This window comes from Bradyrhizobium sp. BR 10289 (genome assembly GCF_019455385.1).
In the GTDB taxonomy this organism is placed as follows: domain Bacteria; phylum Pseudomonadota; class Alphaproteobacteria; order Rhizobiales; family Xanthobacteraceae; genus Bradyrhizobium.
Genome location: NZ_JACOFR010000002.1, coordinates 290290 through 314778, shown reverse-complemented (window position 1 = coordinate 314778; position 24489 = coordinate 290290). Strand labels below are relative to the sequence as shown.

The window sequence follows — 24489 nt, the reverse complement described above, 5'->3', positions numbered from 1 at the left end:
TCAGACTTACTTGCGATCCTTGATCGCCACGTAGTCGCGGCGGGTGACGCCGGTGTAGAGCTGACGCGGGCGGCCGATCTTCTGCTGCGGATCCTCGATCATCTCGCTCCACTGGCTGATCCAGCCGACGGTGCGGGCGACCGCGAACAGCACGGTGAACATCGAGACCGGGAAGCCCATCGCCTTCAGCGTGATGCCCGAATAGAAGTCGACGTTCGGGTACAGCTTGCGGTCGATGAAGTACTGGTCGCTGAGCGCGATCTTCTCGAGCTCCATCGCCACCTTCAGCATCGGATCGTCGCCGTGGCCGGTCTCCTTGAGCACGGCGTGACACATCTTCTGCATGATCTTGGCGCGCGGATCGTAGTTCTTGTAGACGCGGTGGCCGAAGCCCATCAGGCGGACCTCGGAGTTCTTGTCCTTCACCTTGGCGATGAACTCGGGGATCTTGTCCACAGTGCCGATCTCGGCGAGCATCGCGAGCGCGGCTTCGTTGGCGCCGCCATGCGCCGGGCCCCACAGGCAGGCGATGCCGGCGGCAATGCAGGCGAACGGGTTGGCGCCGGAGGAGCCGGCGATACGCACCGTCGAGGTCGAGGCGTTCTGCTCGTGGTCGGCATGCAGGATGAAGATCTTGTCCAGCGCGTCAGCGAGCACCGGGTTGATCTTGTACTCCTCGCACGGGACGGCAAAGCACATGTTGAGGAAGTTCTCGGCGAAGCCGAGCGAGTTCTTCGGATAAACGAAGGGCTGGCCGATCGTGTACTTGTAGGCCATCGCCGCCAGCGTCGGGATCTTCGCGATCATGCGCATGGAGGCGATCATGCGCTGCTTGGGATCGTTGATGTCGGTGCTGTCGTGGTAGAACGCGGCGAGCGCGCCGACCGAGGCGACCATCACGGCCATCGGATGGGCGTCGCGGCGGAAGCCCTGGAAGAAGCGGGCCATCTGCTCGTGCACCATCGTGTGATGGATCACGCGGTCGTCGAAATCCTTCTTCTGCGCGGCAGTCGGGAGCTCCCCGTAGAGCAGCAGGTAGCAGGTCTCGAGGAAGTCGCCGCTCTCGGCGAGCTGCTCGATCGGGTAGCCGCGGTATTCCAGCACGCCCGCATCGCCGTCGATGTAGGTGATCTTGGACTGGCAGCTCGCGGTCGAGGTGAAGCCGGGATCATAGGTGAACAGGCCGGACTGGCCGTAGAGCTTGCCGATATCGATGACGTCAGGCCCGACGCTGCCGCTGTGGATCGGGAGATCGTAGTTCTTGTTTCCGACCGTGAGCGTGGCGGTCTTATTGCTTGCTTTTGCGTCCATCAGAGGTCCCCGATGTGTGGTGAAACGGGCCGGACCCGGAAGGCCCCGAAGACATGGTGGGGCAGGCCGGATATTCCAGAAGGTACGGCTGAGATGGGTATATTATTGCTGTGTGCGCTGCAAGATGGCGCCGCGCATGCTCGACTTACGTCGTAACCTAATCCTTGGCCTGGTCCTGAAGCCGGCCCAGACTTTCCTGGCGTCCCAGGACGTCCAAAACCTCAAATATACCAGGCGATGTCGTGCGGCCGGTCAGCGCCGCGCGCAACGGCTGGGCGACCGCGCCGAGCTTGAGACTATTTTCCTCGGCAAAGGCGCGCAGCGCGGCCTCCGTGGCGGCGCCGCTCCAGGTCTCGACATTCTCCAGCGCGGAATGCAGCTGGCCGATCAGCTTGCGGTTTTCGGGCGTCAGCAGCGCCGCCGCCTTCGGGTCGAGCTGCAGCGGGCGGTCGGCGAAGATGAAATGGGCGCCGTCGATCAGCTCGAGCAGCGTCTTGGCGCGCTCCTTCAGGGCCGGCATGGCTTTGAGCAGCTGCGCGCGCGTGGTGTCGTTTAACTTGGCCTTAATCTCGTCGCGGGCCGGCACGACGTGGTCGAGCACGTCCGCGAACATCTTCACGAGTGATTGATCGTCGGCGTGGCGGATGTAATGGCCGTTGAGGTTTTCCAGCTTGGCGAAATCGAAGCGGGCGGCGGCGCGACCGACGCTGGCGAGGTCGAACGCCGCGATCATCTCCTCGGTCGAAAAGATCTCCTGATCGCCATGGCTCCAGCCGAGCCGGACGAGGTAGTTGCGCAGCGCTGCCGGGAGGTATCCCATGGCGCGGTAGGCGTCGACGCCGAGCGCGCCGTGGCGCTTGGACAGTTTCGAGCCGTCCGGGCCGTGGATCAGCGGGATGTGCGACATGCTCGGCAACGCCCAGCCCATCGCGTCGTAGATCTGCTTCTGGCGGGCGGCGTTGATCAGATGGTCGTCGCCGCGGATGACGTGGGTGACGCCCATGTCGTGGTCGTCCACGACCACCGCGAGCATGTAGGTGGGGTTGCCGTCGCCGCGCAACAGGACGAGGTCGTCGAGGTTCTCGTTCTGCCAGACCACGCGGCCCTGGACCTGGTCCTCGATCACGGTCTCGCCGGTCTGCGGCGCGCGCAGGCGGATGGTCGGCTTCACGTCGGAAGGGGCGGTCGCGGGATCGCGGTCGCGCCACATCCCGTCGTAAAGCCGGGTGCGGCCCTCCGCGCGCGCCTTCTCGCGCATCGCGGTCAGCTCCTCGGCGGTGGCGTAGCAGCGATAGGCCTTGCCGTCGGCGAGCAACTGCTCGGCGACCTCGCGATGACGGGCAGCGCGGCTGAACTGGTAGATGACGTCGCCGTCCCAGCCGAGCTCCAGCCATTTCAAGCCGTCCAGGATCGCGCCGATCGCAGCCTCGGTGGAACGCTCCCGGTCGGTGTCCTCGATCCGGAGCAGCATCTTGCCGCCATGCTTCTTCGCATAGAGCCAGTTGAACAGCGCGGTGCGGGCGCCCCCGATATGGAGGAAGCCGGTCGGGGACGGAGCGAAGCGGGTGACGACGGAATCGGTCATTCGTGGCAGGGCCTATGCATGAGAGGCGGTGGTATATAACAGGACCGGAGCATAACTAAAGCCCGGCAGCGGACCGCTTAAGGCCTTGGCTCAGCCAAGCGAATTTGGCAGAAGGACCGCTGATTTCCCTACAGGATTTTCGTAATGACAGAACCGGTGGCACCTGAGGTTGGGCGCGATTTCATTCGTGACATCATCCAGGCCGACCTCGATCAGGGCAAGTACAAGGAGATCGTGACCCGGTTCCCGCCGGAGCCGAACGGCTACCTGCATATCGGCCACGCCAAGTCGATCGCGCTCAATTTCGGCATCGCCCAGGAGTTTCCGGGCCGCTGCCACCTGCGCTTCGACGACACCAACCCGGTCAAGGAAGAGCAGGAATATATCGATTCCATCCAGGCTGACGTGCACTGGCTCGGCTACGATTGGGGCAAGAACCTGTTCTACGCCTCGGACTATTTCGACCGCCTGTACGAATGGGCGGAGAAGCTGATCCGTGACGGGCTTGCCTATGTCGACGACCAGTCGCAGGAAGAGATCCGGCTTTCGCGCGGCACGCTGACCGAGCCCGGCAAGAACTCGCCGTTCCGCGACCGCTCGGTGGACGAGAATCTCGACCTGTTCCGCCGCATGAAGGCGGGTGAATTCCCGAACGGCGCGCGCGTGCTGCGGGCCAAGATCGACATGTCCTCAGGCAACATCAATCTGCGCGATCCCGTGCTGTACCGGATTCTGCACGCGCACCATCCGCGCACCGGCACCAAGTGGAGCATCTATCCGAGCTACGACTACGCCCACGGCCAGTCCGACGCCATCGAAGGCATCACGCATTCGATCTGCACGCTGGAGTTCGAGGACCATCGGCCGCTCTACGACTGGTTTATCGAGAAGCTGCCGGTGCCGTCGAGGCCGCACCAGTACGAAATGGCGCGGCTCAATCTGACCTACACGTTGTTGTCGAAGCGCGTGCTGACCCAGCTCGTCCGCGACGGTCACGTCGCGGGCTGGGACGATCCGCGCATGCCGACCATGGCCGGCATGCGCCGCCGCGGCGTGCCGCCGGCGGCCTTGCGCGAATTCGTCAAGCGCATCGGCGTGGCGAAAGCCAACAGCGTGGTCGATGTCGGCATGCTCGAGTTCTGCATCCGCGAGGAGCTGAACCGCACCGCACAGCGGCGCATGGCGGTGCTCAAGCCGCTGAAGGTCGTGATCGAGAACTATCCGGAAGGGCAGACCGAGGAGCTCGAGGCGATCAACCATCCGGACGATCCCACCGCGGGCACGCGCAAGATCACATTCGGCCGCGAGCTCTATATCGAGCAGGACGATTTCATGGAGAATCCGCCGAAAAAGTTCTTCCGTCTGTCGCCGGGCAACGAGGTGCGGCTGCGCTACGCCTATTTCGTCAAGTGCACCGGCGTGATCAAGAACGACAAGGGCGAGGTGGTGGAGCTGCGCTGCAGCTACGACCCCGCGACCAAGGGCGGCAACGCGCCCGACGGCCGCAAGGTCAAGGCGACCATGCACTGGCTGCCGGCGGCGACGTCTGTCCCTGCGGAGATCCGCATCTACAACCAGCTCTTTGCGAACCCGAGCCCGGACGCCGCGAAGTTCGCCGCTGATCTCAATCCGAACTCGCTGGAGATTCTCAGCGACGCGCGGATCGAGGCGTCAGTTGCCGAGAGCAATGCGACCGAACCGATGCAGTTCGAGCGCCAGGGCTACTTTGTGCGCGACAAGGATTCGACGCCGGGCAAGCCGGTGTTCTCGCGCACCATCGGCCTGCGCGACACCTTCGCGAAGGAAGTGGCGAAAGGTTGAGCTACGCATGAGTAGTGAAGCCGACGCCATCGTTTCCGCCATCATCGCGAAATGGTGCGCCGGCTTCGCAACGCTCGATGCAACGGCGCTGTCGTCGCTGTATGCGAAGAACGCGTTCTTCTTCGGCTCCAATCCAAAGCTCTACCGGAGCAGGGGCGGCGTCGCGGATTACTTCAACGGCTTGCCGCGCTGGCGCAGGCCAGCCGCGACCTTCTCGGACGTGAACGCAGCCCAAGCCGGCCGTGACCTCATCAACATGGGCGCGACCATCACATTCGACCTCGCCGGGGAGCGCCCGGACCTCGTGGTCAAGATGAGCTGGGTCATCATCCGCGAAGACGGCGACTGGAAGATCGTCAATCACCATGCCTCGGCGAAGGCGCCGCTGATCTGACGCACGGCATCGTCATTTCGACGATGGAAACGAACATGCGTACCGAGCGTTGACGGGGGTCCCAACAAGGATCCCACCATGCAGAACATCGCAGAACACATGGAAGTCATCGGCGCTGACGGCGTCCACGTCGGCACGGTCGACAAGGTCGAGGGCAACCGCATCAAGCTGACCAAGAAGGACAGCGGCGAGGGCAGCCACAAGGGCCACCATCACTTCATCGACAAGGGCCTTGTCGCCGGCGTCGAGGGCAACAAGGTCCGGCTGTCCGCCAAAGCGGATGTCGCCGTGACGATGGAAGAGGAAAAGTAGGCCCCAGCTCCCTCGTTCCTGATCCGTACCGCTATTCGACCCGCTGCACGTTCCAGTAGCCTCCAGCCCAGTCGCGTATCGCAGGGTGCGGGGTAATGGCGGAGCCGGGCCGGCCGATACGGTCCCAGGGGATCGCGGGCACTTGGCCCGTTGGCCGGGCCGCGCCGGCTGGCGGCTTTGCGCCGGCAGGCTTGGGCCTCACGCCTGCGGTTGCGGGTACGCTGCGCGAATGGCTCCGCGCCGAAGCCGGCGCCGGGCGGCTGTTGCCGTGGGTGCCTGTCGCGTTCGGCTGCGGCATCGCGCTCTACTTTGCGGCCGACCACGAGCCGGTGCTGTGGATCGTCACCACAACGGCCGCAGCCCTCATGCTCGGCGCCGTGCTGCTGCGGCGGAGCCGGCTGTTTGCACCGGCGATCATGATTGCGGCGGTCGCGGCCGGTTTTGCGATGGCGACCTGGAAGACGGCGCGGATCGCGCACACGGTGCTGGCAAAGCCGCTTTATTCCGTCTCGCTGTCGGGCTTCGTCGAGACGCGCGACATCCGCGAGCGTACCGATCGCTTCGTGTTGCGCGTGACGTCGATGGAGGCGCAGCGCAGCGACGTCAGGCTGGAGCGCGTGCGCCTGTCGGTGCGCAAGGGGACCGCGCCGGAGGTCGGCAGTTTTGTCCAGCTCAAGGCGCGACTGATGCCGCCGCTCTCGCCGGTGCGGCCCGGCAGCTACGATTTTTCGCGAGACCTGTTCTTTCAGGGGATCGGCGCCTCCGGCTTTGCCATGGGCGCGATCACGGTGGCCGCGCCGCCCGAGACCGGCGGCTTGCGGCTGCGCTATGCCGCGATCATGCAGAGCCTGCGCGATGCGATCGACACGCGCATCCGTGCCACCCTCGAGGGTGACAACCGGGCGATCGCGACCGCGCTGCTGACGGGGCGTCGCGATGCGATCACGACGCCGGTCAACGATGCGATGTTCGTGTCCGGGCTCGGCCATGTGCTGTCGATCTCCGGCTATCACATGGCGGTCGTCGCCGGCGTCGTGTTCTTTGCGGTGCGCGCGCTGCTCGCGCTGATCCCGGGACTGGCGGCAGGCTTCGCCATCAAGAAATGGTCGGCGGCAGCGGCACTGGTCGCGGCTGCGTTCTATCTGCTGCTGTCCGGTGCGGAGGTCGCAACGCAGCGCTCGTTCTTCATGACCGCAGTGGTGCTGATCGCGGTCATGGTCGATCGCCGCGCGATCACCTTCCGCACCCTGGCGGTGGCGGCGCTGATCGTGCTCGCGGTCGCGCCGGAAGCGCTGGTGCATCCGAGTTTCCAGATGTCGTTTGCGGCTACGCTCGGGCTCGTCGCGCTGGTGCAGATCGGCATGCCGAACCTGTTCGCTTCGCCCGATCATTCGACAACGGCGCGGATCGCGATGTGGGGCGGCCGCGAGATTGCGATGCTGTTCCTGGCCTCGATGATCGCGGGGCTCGCGACCACGCCTTATGCCGCCTTCCATTTCCACCGCGTCACGCCCTATGGCGTGCTCGCCAATCTCGGCGCGATGCCGGTGGTGTCGGCCCTGGTGATGCCGGCGGGATTGCTGGGATTGCTTGCAGCTCCCTTCGGGCTCGATGGCGTGTTCTGGTGGCTGATGGGGATCGGGATCGACTGGATGGTCATGGTCTCCCGCTGGGTGGCGGCGCTGCCGGGTGCGGTCGGCCGTATCCCGGCGTTCGGAATCGCGCCGCTGATCGCGGCCAGCCTCGGCATCATCGTGATGGGCTTGTTGCGTACGCCGCTGCGCTGGTCAGGTGGGTTGGTGCTGCTGGCTGCGATCCTCTGGGGGCTGTCGATGCCGCAGCCGGACATCCTGATCGCGGGGGACGGGCAGAGCGTCGCGGTCCGGGGCAGGGACGGGCAACTGCATCTGATCAGGGCGAGCAAGGATGGTTTTCTGCTGAAGGAGTGGCTCGCCGCCGATGCCGATCCGCGTGACGTCGGCAGCGCTGTGCTGGGCGACGGCGTGTCGTGCGACGAGGCCGGCTGCGTGACGCCGCTCGCTGATGGGCGGCTGGTCGCGCTGGCCCTGCGCGTCGACGCGCTGGCGGACGATTGCAGCCGCGCCGCGCTGGTGGTGACGGCCCGTCCGGCGCCGCCGGATTGCGCGGCGATGGTCGTCGACCGGCAGCGGCTCGCCGCGCAAGGCGCGCTGGCGCTGACACGGCGCGGTGACGGCTTTGAGATTCAGGCCGTGAAGGCGAGAGGGACGGACCGCCCGTGGTCGCCGGCGACGGCCGGCGAGGCCGATTTCGGCACCAGCCTTGCGCCGCAGGCGGCGGCGCCCCGCAACCGGGACGCGACGCCGTCAGAGTCTGACTTGCAGGCCGATGACTAAGTCGGCGAGCGAAATCTCGTGCAGCATGTCGGGTTCTTTGTGCTGGAGCTCGATCGCGCCGACTTCATGCGGCGGGCAGGCGCAGCGGATCGGAATTTCCGGAGGCACAAATACCACCACGTCGCCGGCCACGGCCGGCGATGGCGATTTCGATCCTGGCCCCGGACCAGTGAGCCGGGCTGACTACATCAGCCGATCGGCAGACGCGTGATCGTCGGCCTCTCCGCAATGACCTCAGGCTTGTGCTCGCGCTCGCCGAGCGGCTGGGTCACCGGCAATTGCAGCACGGTTGCGCGCTGGCCTTCAACCAGCTGTGTCACCAGCACGTATTTGCCGTCTGGGAATTCGATCGCGTCGTGATGACGGTCGGGAATGTGCGGATCGATCTTGCCGAACTTGCCGACGCGCGAATTGATCGTGCGGGTCCAGATCCAGCGATTGTCGTAGCGGACGTTGTCGGCGAAGGCGAGCTCCGTTCCCGGCAACAGGCAGACCGCGACGGACGTGTCGGCTTCGGAGGCGAAGCCGCGCGTCGAGGTACCGCGGAACGTTGTCGTGACGATGGTCTCGCCGACTTCTGCGGGACGCGTCGCGACGGCGTGCAGGCTGTAGTCACACATCGGGTGCTCCTCATTCGGGATAGAGCACCGACGCCTCTTACGAGGCGCAGGCCTCTATCAGAGTGGAAGCATTCTAGCGTCTGCCTGGTTGTAGGCAAATCTGCGGCTTGGGTCCGCGAGCCGCCATCACAATATCTTTCCCGGACGCGGGAGGAACAAAGCCCGCTCCCGTGCATTTCGCGTGCGTCTTTCGTCAGTGGCCAGCGGGCGCCGACCAGCCCGAATACGGCCAGGCTGGCTGCGATGGCTGTGCGACGGCGTTGCGAGCGTTGCGGAATTGCTCGCTCGTCGCCACCGCCGGCTTGCGGGCACGATGCCGTTGCGCGGCAAGGGCTTGCGATGCCGATACTGCGATCAGCGCCAACGTAACTGTGCTCAAGACGATCTTGCGCATATGGGTCTCCTCGGTTTTTCAAAGGCCTGCGAAGCGATGCGTGCTTCGTTGCGGCGTGCCGAGGAGGTAGCGCTGGAGAGATGGCCGGATAATCTATGCAGAACCAGAAAGACTATCCAGCCGGAGCGGACAATCATCCGCTCCAATCATGGATGGCGATCCCTGATCGCGTCAGAGCCGGCGCTCAGTACTTCCGGTACAGCCCGATCAGCTTGCCCTGAATCTTCACCCGATTCGGAGGAAGGATGCGGACCTCATAGGCGGCATTCGCCGGCTCCAGTGCGATCGAGGCGCCGCGGCGGCGGAAGCGCTTCAAGGTGGCTTCCTCGTCATCGATCAGCGCCACCACGATGTCGCCGGTGTCGGCGCTCTCGTTGCGCTGGATCAGCGCCATGTCGCCGTCGAGGATGCCGGCTTCCACCATGGAATCGCCGCGCACTTCGAGCGCGTAATGCTCGCCTGCGCCGAGCATGTCGGGCGGCACGCTGATGGTGTGGCTGCGGGTCTGGAGCGCCTCGATCGGCGTGCCGGCCGCGATGCGGCCCATCACAGGCACGGCAACGGGCCGCTCGCCCTCGTCGACGGGCGGGGTGGAGGTCGTGCGCACCTTGCCGAGATTGCCCTCGATGACGCTCGGCGTGAAGCCGCGGCGGTTGCCGGCGGCGGCCTGCAGCTCGGGCAGCTTGATCACTTCGATCGCGCGGGCGCGATTGGGCAGGCGGCGGATGAAGCCACGCTCTTCGAGCGCGGTGATCAGGCGATGGATGCCCGACTTCGAGCGCAGATCGAGCGCGTCCTTCATCTCGTCGAAGGACGGCGGGACGCCGCTTTCCTTCAGCCGTTCGCTGATGAACCGCAGGAGCTCGTATTGTTTGCGCGTTAACATCTCGACCTAGATCCCCCGGTTGGTGTCGTTCGATTCCGAGACGCTGAATTCAGCGATAAGCCGCTGCATGCTCGAAACAAATCATGAACGGACACTATATGTTCGATACATGTTCCGCAACTGCTTAATTTACCGTCAACGCGACAAAATTCGCGGAACGCACGCGAACGAAGCGGTCAGACGGGCAGGCGCAGCACCTCGCAGGGCGAGCCGGCCTCGGCCTTCGGCGCGAACGGTGCGCGCACGAGAAGTGCCTGTGCCGCAGCGAGATTCGCAAGCAGCGAGGAGTCCTGATGATTGACGGGAAGGGCGACGAGCGTGCCGTCGTCGTGCATATCGAGGCGCGCCCGCAGATAATCCTCGCGCTGGTCGTTGGCGCCGACATCACGGCCGAGCACGGCGCGCTCACGGCGGTGGTGAATCACCTGTCGGCCCGACAATGCGCGAATCAGCGGTACCATGAACAGGAAGGCGCAAACGTAGGACGACACGGGATTGCCGGGCAGGCCGATCACGCGCATCGCGCCGAGCCGACCGTTCATCATCGGCTTGCCGGGGCGCATCGCGATCTTCCAGAACGCCATGGCGATGCCTTCATCCTTCAGCGCCTGCTGCACCAGATCGTGGTCGCCGACCGAGGCGCCGCCGGTCGTGATCAGGATGTCGGCGCCGCTGTCGCGAGCGCGGCGGATGCCCGATGTAGTGGCCGCAAGCGTATCGCCGGCGATGCCGAGGTCGACGGTCTCGGCGCCCTCCAGGCGGGCGAGCGCGTGCAGGGCATAGCCGTTGGAGTAGACGATCTGGCCGGGGCCTGGCGTTGCACCGGGCATGACCAGCTCGTCTCCGGTGGCGAGGATCGCAACCTTCGGGCGGCGACGGACGGCGAGGAGAGGGTGATTCATCCCGGCTGCGAGCGCGAGATCACGATCGGTCAGTCTCGTTCCCTGACGGAGCAGCACGTCGCCTTCGCGGAAGTCGACGCCGGCAGGCCGGATGTGCCGCCCGGTCACGGCAGCTTCCTTGATCGTGATGCGCTCGCCGTCTGCAACGGTGTCCTCCTGGATCACGACGGCGTCGGCGCCGGCGGGAACGACACCGCCGGTGAAGATGCGTACCGCCTTGCCGGCGCCGACCGATCCCGCGAACGGCCGGCCCGCCGCGACCTCGCCGATCACGGTGAGTTGCGCATCGATCTTCGCCGCATCGGCCGCGCGCACGGCATAGCCGTCCATCGCCGACATCGCCTGCGGCGGCTGGGTGCGCCGCGCCGCGACGTCGCGTGCCAGCACGCGATGGAAGGCTGCCTCAAGGGAAACCATCTCGTCAGGCAGCGGCTCGGCGCCGGCCAGCACCGCGGCAAGCGCGTCAGATACCGGCATGAGGGCCACGGGTCAGAACTCCAGCTGCGCCCGCTCGGGCAAATCGGCGGCGAGAGTTCTAGCTGAGCGCGGGCGCGGAGGCAAAGCGGCAGCGAGCTGGACGATTGATCCTGCACCGCCGGTCGGCGATGAGGCCAATCAAGCCCGCGGCATGGTCTGCAGGATGAGCAGAACCGGTACGAGTGTGGCCATGGCGAGGATAAGAATGACGAGCGCCACGGCCAGCATCGGTCAGCGCCCCGATCCGTTTGGACTAACGTCCGGAGCGGCAGGGCTCTGGTCCTTGTCGGGCATCGGATCGGCCTGCGATTTCAAATCCGCGGCCTTGCTGATCAACTTGGCGGAAAGCTCAGAATCCGAGGTGGTTCTGGCGAACTTCATCAGCAGGGAGGCCTGCTTGGTAAGATAGGTTTTGCCCAACACGTGGATACGTCCGATGTAGAATTCCCAACGGACTCATGAGTCCGGAACAGGGCATTCCGTTCCCGGAACTTTGTACAAAATTGCACAAAGTGATTTGGTTCCCCATTTTGCCCAAATTGTTCCAGCCGGGCGGCGGGCAGTCCTAGATCCCCAGCGCCTTCAGGGCAGCCCCGACATCCGTCGGCGAGGTCACATGCACGGCGGTCAATCCGCAGGCGCGCGCTCCCTCGATATTCTCGGCGAGATCATCGAAGAAAACGATCCGGCTGGCCGGTACGCCCATCGCGGCGACCACGTGGTCGAAAGCCTCCGCGTCCGGTTTGCGAAGGCCGATGCTGGACGACAAATAGATCTCGCGGAAATGGCCTAGCAGATCGGCATATTCCTTCGAGAAATAGTCCACGTGCGGCCGGTTGGTGTTGGAGAAGGCGTAGAGCGGCATCTGCCTCGCCGCACGCGGCAATAGCTCGGCGATATCAGGCATCTCGCCGGCGAAGATCGCGTTCCAGCCTTCCAGGAACTGCGCATCCGAAATGCCGATGCCGAGCGATGCGCGCAGCGAGGCGAAATAATCCTCGTCGCTGATCTTGCCGACCTCGTGCAGGCGATAGGCCTCGTCGCGCACATAGCGCGCGACGATCGCCTCGGGCTTGCAGCCCGCATGTTGCGCCCAGCAGGCGATCGCCTTGGAGAAATCGATGTCGAGCACGACGCGCCCGAGATCGAACAGGAGCGCATCCGCGCTGCCGGGAGAAAGCGATGTCACCTGCGTCCTTTCACTCAATATCGGCAAGGTCAGTATCGATAAGGCTCGTGGTCGAACAGCGGGAACGCGCTGAACACGCTCGGCGCATTGGTTGCGGTGGCCGGATGCAGGCAGGACTTGCTGACGTCGGCAAACGACGTGACGCCCAGCAGGCCAAGGCAGCGCAGCACTTCGTCCTCGAGCAGCTCCAGCATCCGCGTCACGCCGGCTTCGCCGTTGGCCGCAAGGGCCCAGCATTGCAGCCGCCCGATGCCGACGAGATCAGCGCCGGCGGCGATCGCCTTGACGATGTCCGTGCCGCGGCAGAAGCCGCCATCTACCATGATTTTTGCGCGGCCCTTCACGGCATCCACGATCTCGGGCAGCACATGCATGGCGCCGCGGCCATGATCGAGCTGACGGCCGCCATGGTTGGAGACGTAGATCCATTCGACGCCGTGATCGATCGCGATCTGGGCGTCCTCGGCGGTGGCAATGCCCTTGAGGATGAGCGGGATCTTGAACTTGTCCTTGATCATCTTCACGGTCCGCCATTCCAGGCCTTTCTGGAAGTCGCCGCCGGTGGCGCGCAGGCGGCTCTCGCGAACATAGCGCTTGGCGATGTCACGTTCGCGACGGCTGTAATGGGCGGTGTCGACGGTCAGGCAGAAGGCCGCGTAATTGTTCTTCATGGCGCGGTTGACGACGTCGGCGACGAAGTCATCGTCACCGCGGACATAGAGCTGGAACAGGCGCAGCGCATCGGGAGCAGCCTCGGCGGTCTTCTCCAGCCCCGGCTCGGTGACCGAGCTCAGCATGTGGGCCGCACCGAAGGTGCCGGCGGCGCGGGCGACGGCCGCCGCCCCATGGGGATCGAACACTTCCAGCGCCCCGACCGGGGCCAGCACCACAGGCAGGCGCATCCTGCGGCCGAACTGCGCGACGGAGCCGTCGACCTCGTGCACGTCGCGCAGCACGCGCGGGCGAAAGGCGATCTCGTCCAGCGCCATGCGGTTGCGGCGCATCGTGGTCTCGGTCTCGGCGGCGCCGACAATATAGTCCCAGGCGTTCTGGTTGAGGTTGGCGCGTGCCTTCTTGATGAATTCGTGCAGGTTCTGGAACGGCTCGTTGCTGGCGCCGAGCTCGACGTTCCGTTCCGGCCGGATGCGGGGTGCCTCGTTCATTGTTATCCTCCCGAGAATTTGAAGCCTTGTCCCATCGCCTAACCCGTCCGGGCTTCCAAAACCATCCTAATATCGCATAGCTGCGAAGCAGCGGCCGGTCGGCCGATTCCCGCCGGGTGCGAGACGGTTTCCGAACGTTGCCAAAAGTTTAGCTCGAGGCGAAGGGATTTTTGCAGGTACAAGCCGGCGTGGCATTCCGGCCTTGAAGAAACCAGAATGGTATTGTGAGAAGCGGGCTGGATCGCCATTTGCATGGCGGCTCCCGAGCCCGAGCCAAGCTCCCAGGAAGAAGGCCAACTCATCCATGCGAAAATCCCTGCTGTTCCCACTGGGCGCGCTCACCGGAGTGTGTCTGACCCTTCTGGTTTCCGGTCCGCAGGGCGGACTTTGGGCAGCGAGGGCGGCGGCAGGCGCGGATGATGCCTATTCCAAACTCAACCTGTTCGGCGAAGTGTTCGAGCGGGTGAAGGCGAGCTATGTCGAGAAGCCCGACAACGCCAAGCTGATCGAAGGCGCGATCACCGGCATGGTGACCTCGCTCGATCCCCATTCGCGCTACATGAATGACAAGGCCTGGACCGAGATGCAGGAGACCACCTCCGGCGAGTTCGGCGGCCTCGGCATCGAGGTCACGATGGAGGAGGGCCTGGTCAAGGTCGTCTCGCCGATCGACGACACGCCGGCCTCCAAGGCCGGCATCATGTCCGGCGACCTCATCAGCAAGATCGACGGCGAGAACGTGCAGGGCATGACGCTCGAGCAGGCCGTCAACAAGATGAAGGGGCCGGTCGACACCCAGACCAAGCTCACCATCGTGCGCAAGGGCGCCGACGCTCCGCTCGATGTCGCGATCAAGCGCGAGATCATCCACGTCCGCCCCGTGCGCTTCCATGTCGAGAACGGCGACATCGGCTATATCCGCGTCACCTCGTTCAACGAGCAGACCACCGATGGCCTGAAGAAGGCGATCGCGTCGATCTCCAAGGATGTCCCGCAGGAGAAGCTGGTCGGCTATGTCATGGACCTGCGCAACAATCCCGGCGGCCTGCTCGACCAGGCCGTGTCGGTGTCGAGCGCGTTCCTGCAGCGCGGCGAGGTCGTCTCGACCCGCGGCCGCAATCCGGAAGAGACCCAGCGCTTCACCGCGCATGGCGGCGACCTCACCAAGGGCAAGCCGCTGGTGATCCTGGTCAATGGCGGCTCGGCTTCGGCCTCGGAGATCGTGGCCGGCGCGCTGCATGATCACAAGCGCGCGACCATCATCGGCACGCGCTCGTTCGGCAAGGGCTCGGTGCAGACCATCATTCCGCTTGGCGCCGGCAACGGTGCGCTGGCGTTGACCACGGCGCGCTACTACACGCCGTCCGGCCGCTCGATCCAGGCCCAGGGCATCGCGCCCGACATCGAGATCCTCCAGGACATCCCGCCGGAATTGAAGGGCCGGATGGACACCATGGCGGAGTCGCAGATGCGCGGGCATCTCCAAAACAGCGAGGGTGCCGAGCAGACCGGCTCGCAGTCCTACGTCCCGCCGGAAGAGAAGGACGACAAGGCCCTGCACGCGGCTTTCGACTTCCTGCACGGCCAGTCCGCGAACGCGGTCGCCGCCAAGCCCGCGCCGAAGGCTGCGGTGCCGAACTAAGCCGTCGCACTTGGAGACATCGATCGCCCGGGAGTGGATCACCGCTCCCGGGCGATTTCGTTTCAGGATGCGGTCTCAGCTCGGATTCATCGCCGCGAACGTCGCCTCGTAGCGGCCGTCGCGCTCGGCCCAGCGGCGGGCCCGGTCACGCTCGACCAGCACCTCGTCGCGGGGATGAACGCGCAGCTCCAGCAACTGCATGACCTCCGCGACATACGCATCGAGCGGCATCGCGCGTGCGTCGCTGGCCTGCTGCGTGCCCGTCAGCTCGGTCTGCACATAGGGCGGTGCGAGCTCCAGCACCTCCACCGGAATCCTGCGCAACTGGTGCCGCAGCGACTGCAGCCAGGAGTGCAGGAACGCCTTGCTGGCGCAGTAGGCCGGGAAATCGGCACGCGGCACGAAGGCGAGGTTCGAGCTGGTCGCGATGATCGTCGCGTCCGGCCGTCCCTTCAGGAGCGGTAGGAACGCCGCCGTCACGCGCAGCACACCGAGAATGTTGGTCTTGACGATGGCCTCGGCGTCCGAGGCATCCCATCCGTTCGCGGTCATGTCCTCGCTGCGCGAGATGCCGGCATTGGCGATCAGGACGTTGAGCTCGGGGAAGCGCTCGCGCATGTCAGCCGACAGGCGCTGCAGGCTCGCGGGATCGTCGAGGTCGAGCGGCAGGCCAACCATATCAGGGCGTTCAGCCGTGATCTGATCGAGCAGCGTCTGCCGTCGTCCCGTGACGATGACGCGATTGCCGCGGTCGTGGAAAGCCTCAGCCAGCGCGCGGCCGATGCCGCTGGTGCCGCCGGTGATGAGGATCGTGTTGCCAGTCATCTTCATGGTTGCCTCTCAATGGAGTTGAGAGCCGCGGCAACCCGGAAAATCCCTGCTGGGGCAAGCAAGACCACGGACGTCGCGGCGCGGACGAGCCGCGTCGGGACCGATGTCTTGAATGGATGATTGGCCGCAAACAGGGAGATGGATGGCATGACCGTGGCGTCTCGTGAATCGAGATCTCCCAGCTGGGTTCCTCTCGACAAGGGACGCGTTGGATGACGGTAACGCCTACGGCAGCGGCGTCGCGGCAGCTGCAAATGCTGAAATACTTTGGCCTGGTGTCACCGTCAAGCGCGGCGGGCCGGCTGAGACCTAACTCGCCTCGCGCCTTCGGCTTTCCCCGCCGGCGCGCTTGGCAAGCCGGCTGCGATGCAGCGCGAACAGCTCGAGCATTTTGTCGGCTGGCTTTGCGGCGCTGAACAGATAGCCCTGCATCTCGGAGCAGCCGAGCGTACGCAACAGGCGCTGCTGTTCCTCGGTCTCGACGCCCTCGGCCGTGGTGGTCATGCGGCGGGCGGTCGCGAGGTTGACGACGGCCTGAACGATGCTGGCGGAGCCATCGGGGCCAGCGATGTCGTTGACGAAGCAGCGGTCGATCTTGATCTTGTCGAACGGGAAGCGGTGCAGATAGCTCAGTGAGGAATAGCCGGTGCCGAAATCGTCGAGCGCGATGCGCACGCCGATGGCGCGGAGCTGGTGCAGGATCGCAAGCGCCATGTCATCGTCGCGGATCAGCACGGCCTCGGTGATCTCGAGCTCGAGCCGGCTCGCCGGCAGGTTGGAAGCGGCGAGCGCCGCCATGATCTTCAGCGCCAGCGTGCCGCTCTTGAACTGCACCGGCGAGACGTTGACGGCGAGGCGGATGTCGTCGGGCCAGCCTGCCGCGTCACGGCAGGCGGTCGCCAGCACCCATTCGCCGATCTCGTTGATTAGCCCGGTGTCCTCCGCGATCGGGATGAACTCGGCCGGCGAGACCCAGCCGCGCTCGGGATGGCGCCAGCGCACCAGCGCCTCGCAGCCGGTGATGCGGTCGTCCTTGAGGCCCAGACAGGGCTGGTAATAGACCTCGAGGCCGCCTTCACGCCCGCTTTGGGCGATGGCGTGACGCAGGTCGATCTCGAGCTGCCGCCGCTCGCGGACCTTGGCGTCCATCTCCGGCTCGAAGAAGCGGTAGGTGCGGCGCCCGGCGGATTTGGCGGCGTACATCGCCATGTCGGCATTCTTCAGGATCTGGTCCAGCGCCGTGCCGTGCTCGGGCGCCAGCGCGATGCCGATACTGGCATCGGTGGTCAGATGATGCCCCATGCAGTCGAACGGCGTACGGATGGCGTGGAAGACCCGGGCGACGAGATCGGTCACCTGCTCATGCGCCGTCACCGCGCTCTGCACGATGGCGAATTCGTCACCGCCGAGCCGGGCGACGAAATCCGTGGGGCCCGCGCAGAAGCTGAGCTTCGCTGCGACCGACTTCAGCAGCTCGTCGCCGACGAGATGGCCGAGCGCGTCGTTGACGCCCTTGAACTCGTCGATGTCGATGTAATGCACCGCGATCTCTTCGCCCTCGGCGAGCGCGCCGAGCTCCTGCCGCAGATGTTCGTGGAACATAGCGCGGTTGGGCAGGTCGGTGAGTGCGTCGTAATGAGCAAGGTGGGTGATGCGCGCCTCGATGCGCCGGCGCTCGGTGATGTCCTCGTGCGTTGCCACCCAGCCGCCGTCCGTGAGCGGTTCGTTGAGGATGTGGATCGAGCGCCCGTCGGCGGTGTCGACCACCATGGAGTTGCGCAGATGGATGTCGCGCAGCACGCGCGCGACATAGTCGTCGACGTCGCCGGTGAAGGAGCCGGTCGTCTTGCGATGGGCGATGATGTCGCGGAAGCTGCAGCCGGGCTTCACCACGTCAGGCGACAGGCCGTACATCTCGATATAGCGCTGGTTGCACACCACGAGCCGCCGCTCGGCGTCGAACAGCAACAAGCCCTGGGTCATGTTGTTGACGGCGCGGTCGAGGCGCTGCTTTTCCAGCGTCAGCCGCTCCCGCGAGAGGCGGTGCTGCTCGAGCAGCTTGCGCACGATCGCGATCAGCACGCCGGCGATGGCGAGGGCGGAGGAGGCGGCGACCGAGATCAGGATGCCGATCTGCTCGCGCCAGTCCGCCAGGGCCGCAGCGCGCGTGGTGGTGGCCATCATCAGGATCGGGAAGTGGGGCAGGGCTCGGGCCGAGATCAGCCGGTCCTCGCCGTCGACCGGGCTCATGAAGCGCCCCGCGAAGTGGTCGAGCCCGAACACGCGCTGCTGCTCGAACGGGCCGTTCCTGAAATTGCGTCCCATCAATTCGCCGGAATGCGGGTAGCGCGCGAGCAGCGTGCCGTCACGATGCAGCATGGAGATCGTCGCGCCTTCGCCGAGCACGACGGACTCGAAGAATTTCTCGAAATTGGCCGGCTCGATGCCGCGTCCGACGGCGCCCAGAAACTCGCCGTTCGGTCCGACGATCTTGCGCACGATGACAATCGTCCAGGCGCCGGAGACGCGGCTGTGCAGCGGCTCGATCAGGATTTCGGGCGAATGAGGATCGTAGCGAAAGGTGCGGAAATAGGCGCGATCGGCGAAGTTGATCTTCGGGACAGGCCATGTCGTCGACGAGTTGACCAGATTGCCTTCGGCGTCGATGACGTTGACGCCGCCCATATAAGGCAGTGCCTCGATCTTCGAGCGCAGCATCAGGTGGATGTTCTGGCCGGAAAGCCGCTTGCGATAATCCTCGGCACCGCTGACGCCGATGGTGCGGACGTAGTCAACGAAATCTTTCTGGATGACGGCGAAATCCTGCAATTGCTGGTCGAAATGATGGGCCAGCATCAGCACCGTGTTTTCCAGTTCGCGGCTGGAATTGCGCAGCGCGCGCTCGCGAAAATTCTGCGCCATCAGCACCGCGCCGACGGCAATCGCGGCGATCAGCAGCGTGCCGCCCACGACCAGCCAGCGGATCGGTCCGCTGCGCACGAAAGCCTGGTCGAACAGGCGACTGCCATATTTCGTCATCATCTTGATCGCTGCCGCGTACACGCCAGGATCAATTCTTGATCCTCAAAACATCCGTCGGTTTACGGGAACGATGTGGAGGTGAAGTTAGGAAGCACGGTTAACGCGGCGTGAATGGCTGCGTGCAAAAGCAACCGATGCGATCGGAGCGTTTTCGAGCGAACCGGGTGCCGGTTCGGTCAAGAAAACGCGTCGGAGCAATCCAGAGCCCGCTTCCGATGCAATCGGAAAGGGGCGCTAGACGCGGTAATGGCCGGACTTGCCGCCGATCTTCTCGACGAGATGGATGCCCTCGATACGCACGCCGCGCTCCACTGCCTTGATCATGTCGTAGATGGTGAGGCAGGCGACCGACACGGCGGTGAGCGCCTCCATCTCGACACCGGTCGGGCCCGTGACCTTCACGCTGGCCCGGACCAGGCAGCCCGGCAGCTTGCTGTCGGGCTCGATGTCGACCGTGACCTTCGACAGCGCGAGGGGATGACAGAGCGGGATCAGCTCGGAGGTGCGCTTGGCGGCCATGATGCCGGCAATGCGGGCGGTGCCGAGCACGTCGCCCTTCTTGGCATTGCCCGAGACGATGAGATCAAGCGTCGCCCTCGTCATGACGACGCGGCCTTCCGCGACCGCAACCCGTTCGGTCGCGGGCTTGTCCGAGACGTCCACCATCCGCGCCTCACCGGAGGCGCCGATATGGGTGAGGGCAGGGCCGGCCTTGGTCGGTTTGGCCTTTGCGGGCTGACGCGCCATCAGCGCGTGCCCGTGGCATGCGCCGTCGTCTCCCGCGCGAGCAGCGTGCGCGTGGCGGCGGTCACGTCGGCCTGCCGCATCAGGCTCTCGCCGACCAGGAAGGTCGACATGCCGACGCGCTCGAGCCGGGCGATGTCGGCGGGCGTGAAGATGCCGCTCTCGCCGACCATCAGCCGTTCGCGCGGGATCAGCGGCGCCAGCGCTTCGCTGGTCGCAAGCGTGGTCTCGAAGGTGCGCAGATTGCGGTTGTTAACGCCGATCATCGGTGAGCGGAGCTTGAGCGCGCGGTCCAGTTCGGCGCGGTCGTGGATCTCGATCAGCACATCCATGCCATAGGCGATGGCGGCGTCTTCCAGATCCCTGGCGGCGGCATCGTCGAGCGCATCCATGATGATGAGGATGCAGTCGGCGCCATGCGCGCGGGCCTCGACCACCTGGTAGGTGTCGAACAGGAAGTCCTTGCGCAGCACCGGCAGCGAGGTCGCCGCGCGCGCGGCCACCATGAAGTCGAGATGGCCCTGGAACGAGGGCGTGTCCGTCAGCACCGAAAGGCACGCGGCGCCGCCGGCCTCATAGGCCTTCGCGAGCGCGGGCGGATCGAAATCGGCGCGGATCAGCCCCTTTGATGGCGAGGCCTTCTTGACCTCGGCGATCAGCGCGGTGTCGCCATTGGCATGCTTGGCCTTGATCGCGCGCACGAAGCCGCGTGGGGCGGCTTGTGCCTTGGCCCTGGCCTCGACCGCGGAGAGCGGCTGCGCGCGCTTGGCGGCGGCGATCTCCTCGCGCTTGTAGGCCTCGATCTTGGTCAGAATGTCCGACATGTCAGGTTCAGCCGTTGGAGACTGCGATCAGATGCTTCAGCCGTGCATTCGCAGCGCCACTGTCGAGCGACTTTGCACCGATCGCGACGCCTTCCCTGAGATCCTTGGCGCGTCCGGCCACGACCAGCGCGGCGGCCGCGTTCATCAGGGCGACGTCGCGATAGGGGCTCGGCTTGCCGTTGAGCACGCTTTGCAGCGCGATCGCATTGGCGTCGGCATCGCCGCCTTTCAGCGCGCCGGGCTCGCAGCGCGGCAGGCCCGCGTCCTCCGGTGTAATCTCGAAATTCCTGATCTCGCCATTGTGGAGCGCGGAGACGAAGGTCGGGCCGGTGAGGGTGATCTCGTCGAGACCGTCGGAGCCGTGCACGACCCAGGCGGATTCGGAGCCGAGGTTCTTGAGCACCTGCGCCAGCGGCTGCACCCATTGCCTGGAGAACACCCCGACCATCTGCCGCTTGACGCCGGCCGGATTGGAGAGGGGACCGAGCAGGTTGAAGATCGTGCGCGTCGCCAGCTCGACCCGGGTCGGGCCGACGTTCTTCATGGCGGGATGGTGGGCGGGGGCGAACATGAAGCCGATGCCGCATTCGCGCACGCAGCGGCCGACCTGCTCCGGCTTGAGGTCGATCTTCACGCCAAGCGAAGCCAGCACGTCGGCGGCGCCCGAGCGCGACGACAGCGCGCGATTGCCATGCTTGGCCACCGGCAGGCCGGTGCCCGCGACGATGAAGGCGGCGCAGGTCGAGACGTTGACCGAGCCGGAGCCGTCACCGCCGGTGCCGACGATGTCGACGGCCTCAGGCGGTGCCGCCACAGTCAGCATCTTGGACCGCATCGCCGACACCGCGCCGGTGATCTCGTCGACGGTCTCGCCGCGTACCCGCAGCGCCATCAACAAGCCGCCCATCTGCGAGGGCGTGGCCTCGCCCGACATCATGGCGTCGAAGGCGGAAGCTGCTTCCTCGCGCGACAGGCTGGCGCCGGTCGCCACTTTTCCAATGATCGATTTCAGGTCGTCCATCGCGTGCTTTCAACTCACTGGTTCGCGCCGGTCACCTGCGCGAAGGCGGCCTGATTAATGGTGGTCCCGATGTCGGTTTCAAGCTTGTTGACGTAGGCGGAGACCTGCTCCTCGGTCTGCGCCTGGTCGAGGCTGGTCTTGAGCTTCTTGACCGCGTCGGAGGCGGCATCGACCGGGGGATCGACGATGTCGGTGACGCGGAACACGATCACCTCGGTGCCGCCGGTCACCGCCGTCTGTCCCACGCCGTCCTTGGCGGTGCGGAAGGCCGCGGCCACCACGGCGGCAGGCACGCTGGCTGGCGTATCGTCGCGCTTGAAGCCGCTCGCGCTCTCGACCTTGGCGCCGATCGCAGCGGCCTCATCGGCTAGCTTGCCGCCTGCCTCCAGCTTCTGCACGATCTCGGTCGCCTTGGCCTTCAGCTTGGTTGCGATCTGGTCCTGGCGCCAGCGCGCCTCGACCTGGTCGCGGACCTCGTCGAGCGAGCGGTCGCGCGAGGGCGTGATGGCGAGCACGTCGTACCAGGCATAGCCGCCCTTGAACGAGATCGCGTCATTGTCGACGCCGACATCGGTGTTGAAGGCCTGCGACACCACGTCGAGGCCCTGCGGGATGTTGGCGACCGGCTGGCCGTTCGGAGCGCGGCCGGAGCGGTCGACGGCGTCGATGGTAACGGCGGTGAGACCGAGCTTCTGCGCTGCGTCGATCACGCTGGCGCCGCCGCCGCGCTCGTCTTCCATCTTGTCGCGGAGCTCGGCGACCTTGACGCGCGCGCGCTCGGTCGCGACCTCGCGCTTGATGTCGCCGGCAAGCTTCGCATAGTCGGCCTCCGTGCCCGGCTCGATCTTGTCGACCTTGACGATCGAGGTGCCGAGGGCGCCCTGGATCGGCTGGCTGATCTCACCGGCGGGCAGCGCGAAGGCGGCATCGCCGACCGCGGCGTCGAGCGAGGATTTCGTTACGAGGCCAAGATTGACTTCGGAGGCACTGAGCCCGCGCTCCTTGCCGAGGTCCTCGAACGACATCCCACCGACCAGGCGCTCGCGCGCGGCCTGCGCCTCGGTGGCATTCGGGAACACGAGCTGCTGGATCTGGCGCTTCTCCGGCGTGCCGAGCCGGTCCTTGCGCTGCTCGAACAGTTTCTTCGCCTCCTCGTCGGAGACCTCGGTCCACTTGCCGATCTCTTCCGGCGAGATCACGACGAAAGCGATCTTGCGATATTCGGGCGCGCGGAACTGGACCTTGTGATCCTCGAAATAGGCGGCGAGCGCTTCGGGCGAGGGCGCGTCGATGGTGCCGGCCTGCGCCGAATTGAGCCTGACGAACTCGATCGTGCGCTGCTCGTTCTGGAAGCGCGTCAGCACGTCGATCATCGCCTTCGGTGGCTCGAGGCCGGCGCCGATCGTGCCGGTGATCTGCCGGCGCAGCGACACCTTGCGCTGCTCGGCGACGTAACGCTGCTCGGTGTAGCCGAAATTGCGGATCACGGCCTGGAAGCGGTTCGCGTCGAATTTGCCGTCGACGCCCTTGAAGTTGGGGTCGTTCATGATGAACTGGCGGATCTGCTCGTCGGACTGGCCAAGGCCGAGCCGGCGCGACTCTTCGTCGAGGGCGGCTTCCGCAATGGTCTGCTGCAGCACCTGACGGTCGAGGCCGAAGGCGCGCGCCTGGTCAGGCGTCAGCGGACGGCCGAACTGGCGGCTGATCTGTTGCAGGCGGTCGGTATAGATCTGACGGAACTCGTTCAGCGAAATCTCGGTGCGGCCGATCTTGGCCACCGTGGACTGCCCGAAGCCGCGGAAGATGTCGGCGATGCCCCAAATGCCGAAGCTGATGATCAGCACGCCCATCACCAAGGCCATAATGGTCTTGCCGAGCCAGTTCGATGAGGCCTTGCGCATTCCTCGAAGCATTTGGTCCAACTTGTTTGGTCAGGAGGGAAACGGGAGCGCGTCTTAATGCAGATTCCGCAAAAGCGCGTCACCAAATTGATAGTTCATCATAAAGTGGCGGCTTTCCCCCCGCAACCTCAGGTCAGGCGGCCCTTGAGTCCTGCGGTTAAAAGCCCCTGGTCTCTGGAACTGCCGCGACAGCTCTGCTAGCGCATGCACAAACCTCATTCTGCTGGACATTGACATGACCGACGCCATCCGACCGCTGATCGCCGGCAACTGGAAAATGAACGGGCTGAAGGGCTCGGCTGCCGAATTCGACGCCATGCTCAACGGCGCGGCAGATGTGGCTGCCAAGGCCGACCTGCTGGTGTGCCCGCCGGCCACCCTGATTGCCGCTTTCGCCGAGAAGGCACGGGGCAAGACGGTCGCGGTCGGGGCCCAGGATTGCCACCCCAAGGCCTCCGGCGCCCATACCGGCGACATCGCTGCCGAAATGCTGGCCGATGCCGGCGCGAGCGCCATCATCGTCGGCCATTCCGAGCGCCGCGCCGACCATGGCGAGGGCGATGCCCTTGTGAGGCAGAAGGCTGAGGCGGCCTGGCGCGCCGGGGTGATCGCAATCGTCTGTATCGGTGAAACCCAGGCCCAGCGCGACGCCGGAAAAACCCTGGACATCCTGCGCGGCCAGCTTGATGGCTCACTGCCCGATGCCTCGACCGCCGCGAATCTGGTCGTGGCCTATGAGCCGGTCTGGGCGATCGGCACCGGCCTGACCCCGACGGCCAAGGATGTCGAGCAAATTCATGGGTTTATCCGGGAACTCCTGATCTCCCGTTTCAAGACAGAGGGTGCCGGGATGCGGATTCTTTACGGCGGCTCGGTCAAGCCCTCGAACGCGGCCGAACTGATGGCGGTGAAAAACGTCAACGGCGCGCTGGTCGGCGGTGCCAGCCTGAAAGCGGCCGATTTCCTTGCGATTGCCAAAGGCTGCCCCTAGCTAACGTCAAAGCCGCGGCCCGGGCCGATCGGGGGTGACAATGCCCCCTCCGATCGTGTAACAC

At 65.4% G+C, this 24489-nt stretch carries 22 protein-coding genes; 6 read left to right on the top strand and 16 right to left on the bottom strand.

What is annotated here, in order from left to right; genetic code table 11:
• Nucleotides 1-6: 6 nt before the first annotated feature.
• Both gltA and gltX read right to left on the bottom strand, forming a co-directional pair.
• Nucleotides 7-1311, bottom strand: a complete 1305-nt coding sequence (gltA, locus tag HYH08_RS05005; protein ID WP_220008637.1) for a citrate synthase — start codon at nt 1309-1311, stop codon at nt 7-9.
• Nucleotides 1312-1468: 157 nt separating this feature from the next.
• Complete coding sequence (gene gltX, locus HYH08_RS05000) at nt 1469-2896, bottom strand: glutamate--tRNA ligase (RefSeq protein ID WP_220008636.1); 1428 nt, start codon at nt 2894-2896, stop codon at nt 1469-1471.
• Between the two features lie 144 nt (nt 2897-3040).
• On the opposite strand from gltX, the gene HYH08_RS04995 reads away from it, so the two are divergent.
• The 4 genes from HYH08_RS04995 to HYH08_RS04980 all read left to right on the top strand — a co-directional run bounded on the left by HYH08_RS04995 (nt 3041) and on the right by HYH08_RS04980 (nt 7798).
• Nucleotides 3041-4717: a glutamine--tRNA ligase/YqeY domain fusion protein gene (locus HYH08_RS04995; RefSeq protein WP_220008635.1), complete on the top strand. Its 1677-nt coding sequence runs from the start codon at nt 3041-3043 to the stop codon at nt 4715-4717.
• Between the two features lie 7 nt (nt 4718-4724).
• On the top strand, nt 4725-5111 hold the full coding sequence (locus tag HYH08_RS04990; protein WP_220008634.1) for a nuclear transport factor 2 family protein: 387 nt from the start codon (nt 4725-4727) through the stop codon (nt 5109-5111).
• Between the two features lie 78 nt (nt 5112-5189).
• The gene (locus HYH08_RS04985) at nt 5190-5423 is read left to right on the top strand and encodes a DUF2171 domain-containing protein (protein WP_015685840.1); all 234 of its coding nucleotides are present in this window, start codon (nt 5190-5192) and stop codon (nt 5421-5423) included.
• Between the two features lie 95 nt (nt 5424-5518).
• Complete coding sequence (locus tag HYH08_RS04980) at nt 5519-7798, top strand: ComEC/Rec2 family competence protein (protein WP_220008633.1); 2280 nt, start codon at nt 5519-5521, stop codon at nt 7796-7798.
• Here the strand turns inward: HYH08_RS04980 and HYH08_RS04975 are convergent.
• The 8 genes from HYH08_RS04975 to HYH08_RS04940 all read right to left on the bottom strand — a co-directional run bounded on the left by HYH08_RS04975 (nt 7769) and on the right by HYH08_RS04940 (nt 13429).
• Nucleotides 7769-7930: a hypothetical protein gene (locus tag HYH08_RS04975; RefSeq protein ID WP_220008632.1), complete on the bottom strand. Its 162-nt coding sequence runs from the start codon at nt 7928-7930 to the stop codon at nt 7769-7771. The two genes, HYH08_RS04980 and HYH08_RS04975, sit on opposite strands and share 30 nt — an antisense overlap.
• Nucleotides 7931-7986: 56 nt before the next feature.
• Nucleotides 7987-8418 (bottom strand): hypothetical protein, encoded by a 432-nt coding sequence (locus HYH08_RS04970; protein ID WP_220008631.1) that lies wholly within the window; start codon nt 8416-8418, stop codon nt 7987-7989.
• Nucleotides 8419-8611: 193 nt separating this feature from the next.
• Nucleotides 8612-8812 (bottom strand): hypothetical protein, encoded by a 201-nt coding sequence (locus HYH08_RS04965; protein WP_220008630.1) that lies wholly within the window; start codon nt 8810-8812, stop codon nt 8612-8614.
• Between the two features lie 184 nt (nt 8813-8996).
• Nucleotides 8997-9698: a transcriptional repressor LexA gene (gene lexA / locus HYH08_RS04960; protein ID WP_220008629.1), complete on the bottom strand. Its 702-nt coding sequence runs from the start codon at nt 9696-9698 to the stop codon at nt 8997-8999.
• Between the two features lie 176 nt (nt 9699-9874).
• Nucleotides 9875-11086 (bottom strand): molybdopterin molybdotransferase MoeA, encoded by a 1212-nt coding sequence (locus tag HYH08_RS04955; RefSeq protein WP_220008628.1) that lies wholly within the window; start codon nt 11084-11086, stop codon nt 9875-9877.
• A 222-nt stretch (nt 11087-11308) separates the two neighbouring features.
• Nucleotides 11309-11500 (bottom strand): hypothetical protein, encoded by a 192-nt coding sequence (locus HYH08_RS04950; RefSeq protein ID WP_220008627.1) that lies wholly within the window; start codon nt 11498-11500, stop codon nt 11309-11311.
• Between the two features lie 142 nt (nt 11501-11642).
• Nucleotides 11643-12266, bottom strand: coding sequence for an HAD-IA family hydrolase (locus tag HYH08_RS04945; protein ID WP_220008626.1), 624 nt, complete (start codon nt 12264-12266; stop codon nt 11643-11645).
• A 29-nt stretch (nt 12267-12295) separates the two neighbouring features.
• Entirely contained in the window at nt 12296-13429 is a 1134-nt protein-coding gene (locus tag HYH08_RS04940) for an alpha-hydroxy acid oxidase (RefSeq protein WP_220008625.1), read from the bottom strand.
• A gap of 304 nt (nt 13430-13733) precedes the next feature.
• Between HYH08_RS04940 and HYH08_RS04935 the strand changes: the two genes are divergently transcribed.
• Nucleotides 13734-15071, top strand: a complete 1338-nt coding sequence (locus HYH08_RS04935; RefSeq protein ID WP_220008624.1) for a S41 family peptidase — start codon at nt 13734-13736, stop codon at nt 15069-15071.
• Between the two features lie 75 nt (nt 15072-15146).
• Here the strand turns inward: HYH08_RS04935 and HYH08_RS04930 are convergent, their stop codons facing one another.
• The 6 genes from HYH08_RS04930 to HYH08_RS04905 all read right to left on the bottom strand — a co-directional run bounded on the left by HYH08_RS04930 (nt 15147) and on the right by HYH08_RS04905 (nt 23446).
• Nucleotides 15147-15902, bottom strand: coding sequence for an SDR family oxidoreductase (locus HYH08_RS04930; protein ID WP_220008623.1), 756 nt, complete (start codon nt 15900-15902; stop codon nt 15147-15149).
• A gap of 309 nt (nt 15903-16211) precedes the next feature.
• Complete coding sequence (locus tag HYH08_RS04925) at nt 16212-18944, bottom strand: bifunctional diguanylate cyclase/phosphodiesterase (RefSeq protein ID WP_220008938.1); 2733 nt, start codon at nt 18942-18944, stop codon at nt 16212-16214.
• A 234-nt stretch (nt 18945-19178) separates the two neighbouring features.
• Nucleotides 19179-19691: a cyclic pyranopterin monophosphate synthase MoaC gene (gene moaC / locus HYH08_RS04920; protein ID WP_220008622.1), complete on the bottom strand. Its 513-nt coding sequence runs from the start codon at nt 19689-19691 to the stop codon at nt 19179-19181.
• Nucleotides 19691-20512 carry an indole-3-glycerol phosphate synthase TrpC gene (gene trpC, locus HYH08_RS04915; RefSeq protein ID WP_220008621.1) on the bottom strand — a complete coding sequence of 274 codons (822 nt, stop codon included), beginning with the start codon at nt 20510-20512 and terminating at the stop codon, nt 19691-19693. Before trpC ends, moaC begins: the two co-directional genes overlap by 1 nt.
• A gap of 7 nt (nt 20513-20519) precedes the next feature.
• Entirely contained in the window at nt 20520-21533 is a 1014-nt protein-coding gene (gene trpD, locus HYH08_RS04910; RefSeq protein ID WP_220008620.1) for an anthranilate phosphoribosyltransferase, read from the bottom strand.
• Between the two features lie 14 nt (nt 21534-21547).
• Complete coding sequence (locus HYH08_RS04905; RefSeq protein ID WP_220008619.1) at nt 21548-23446, bottom strand: SurA N-terminal domain-containing protein; 1899 nt, start codon at nt 23444-23446, stop codon at nt 21548-21550.
• Nucleotides 23447-23669: 223 nt separating this feature from the next.
• Between HYH08_RS04905 and tpiA the strand changes: the two genes are divergently transcribed.
• Nucleotides 23670-24425 carry a triose-phosphate isomerase gene (gene tpiA, locus HYH08_RS04900; RefSeq protein ID WP_220008618.1) on the top strand — a complete coding sequence of 252 codons (756 nt, stop codon included), beginning with the start codon at nt 23670-23672 and terminating at the stop codon, nt 24423-24425.
• Nucleotides 24426-24489: the final 64 nt, after the last annotated feature.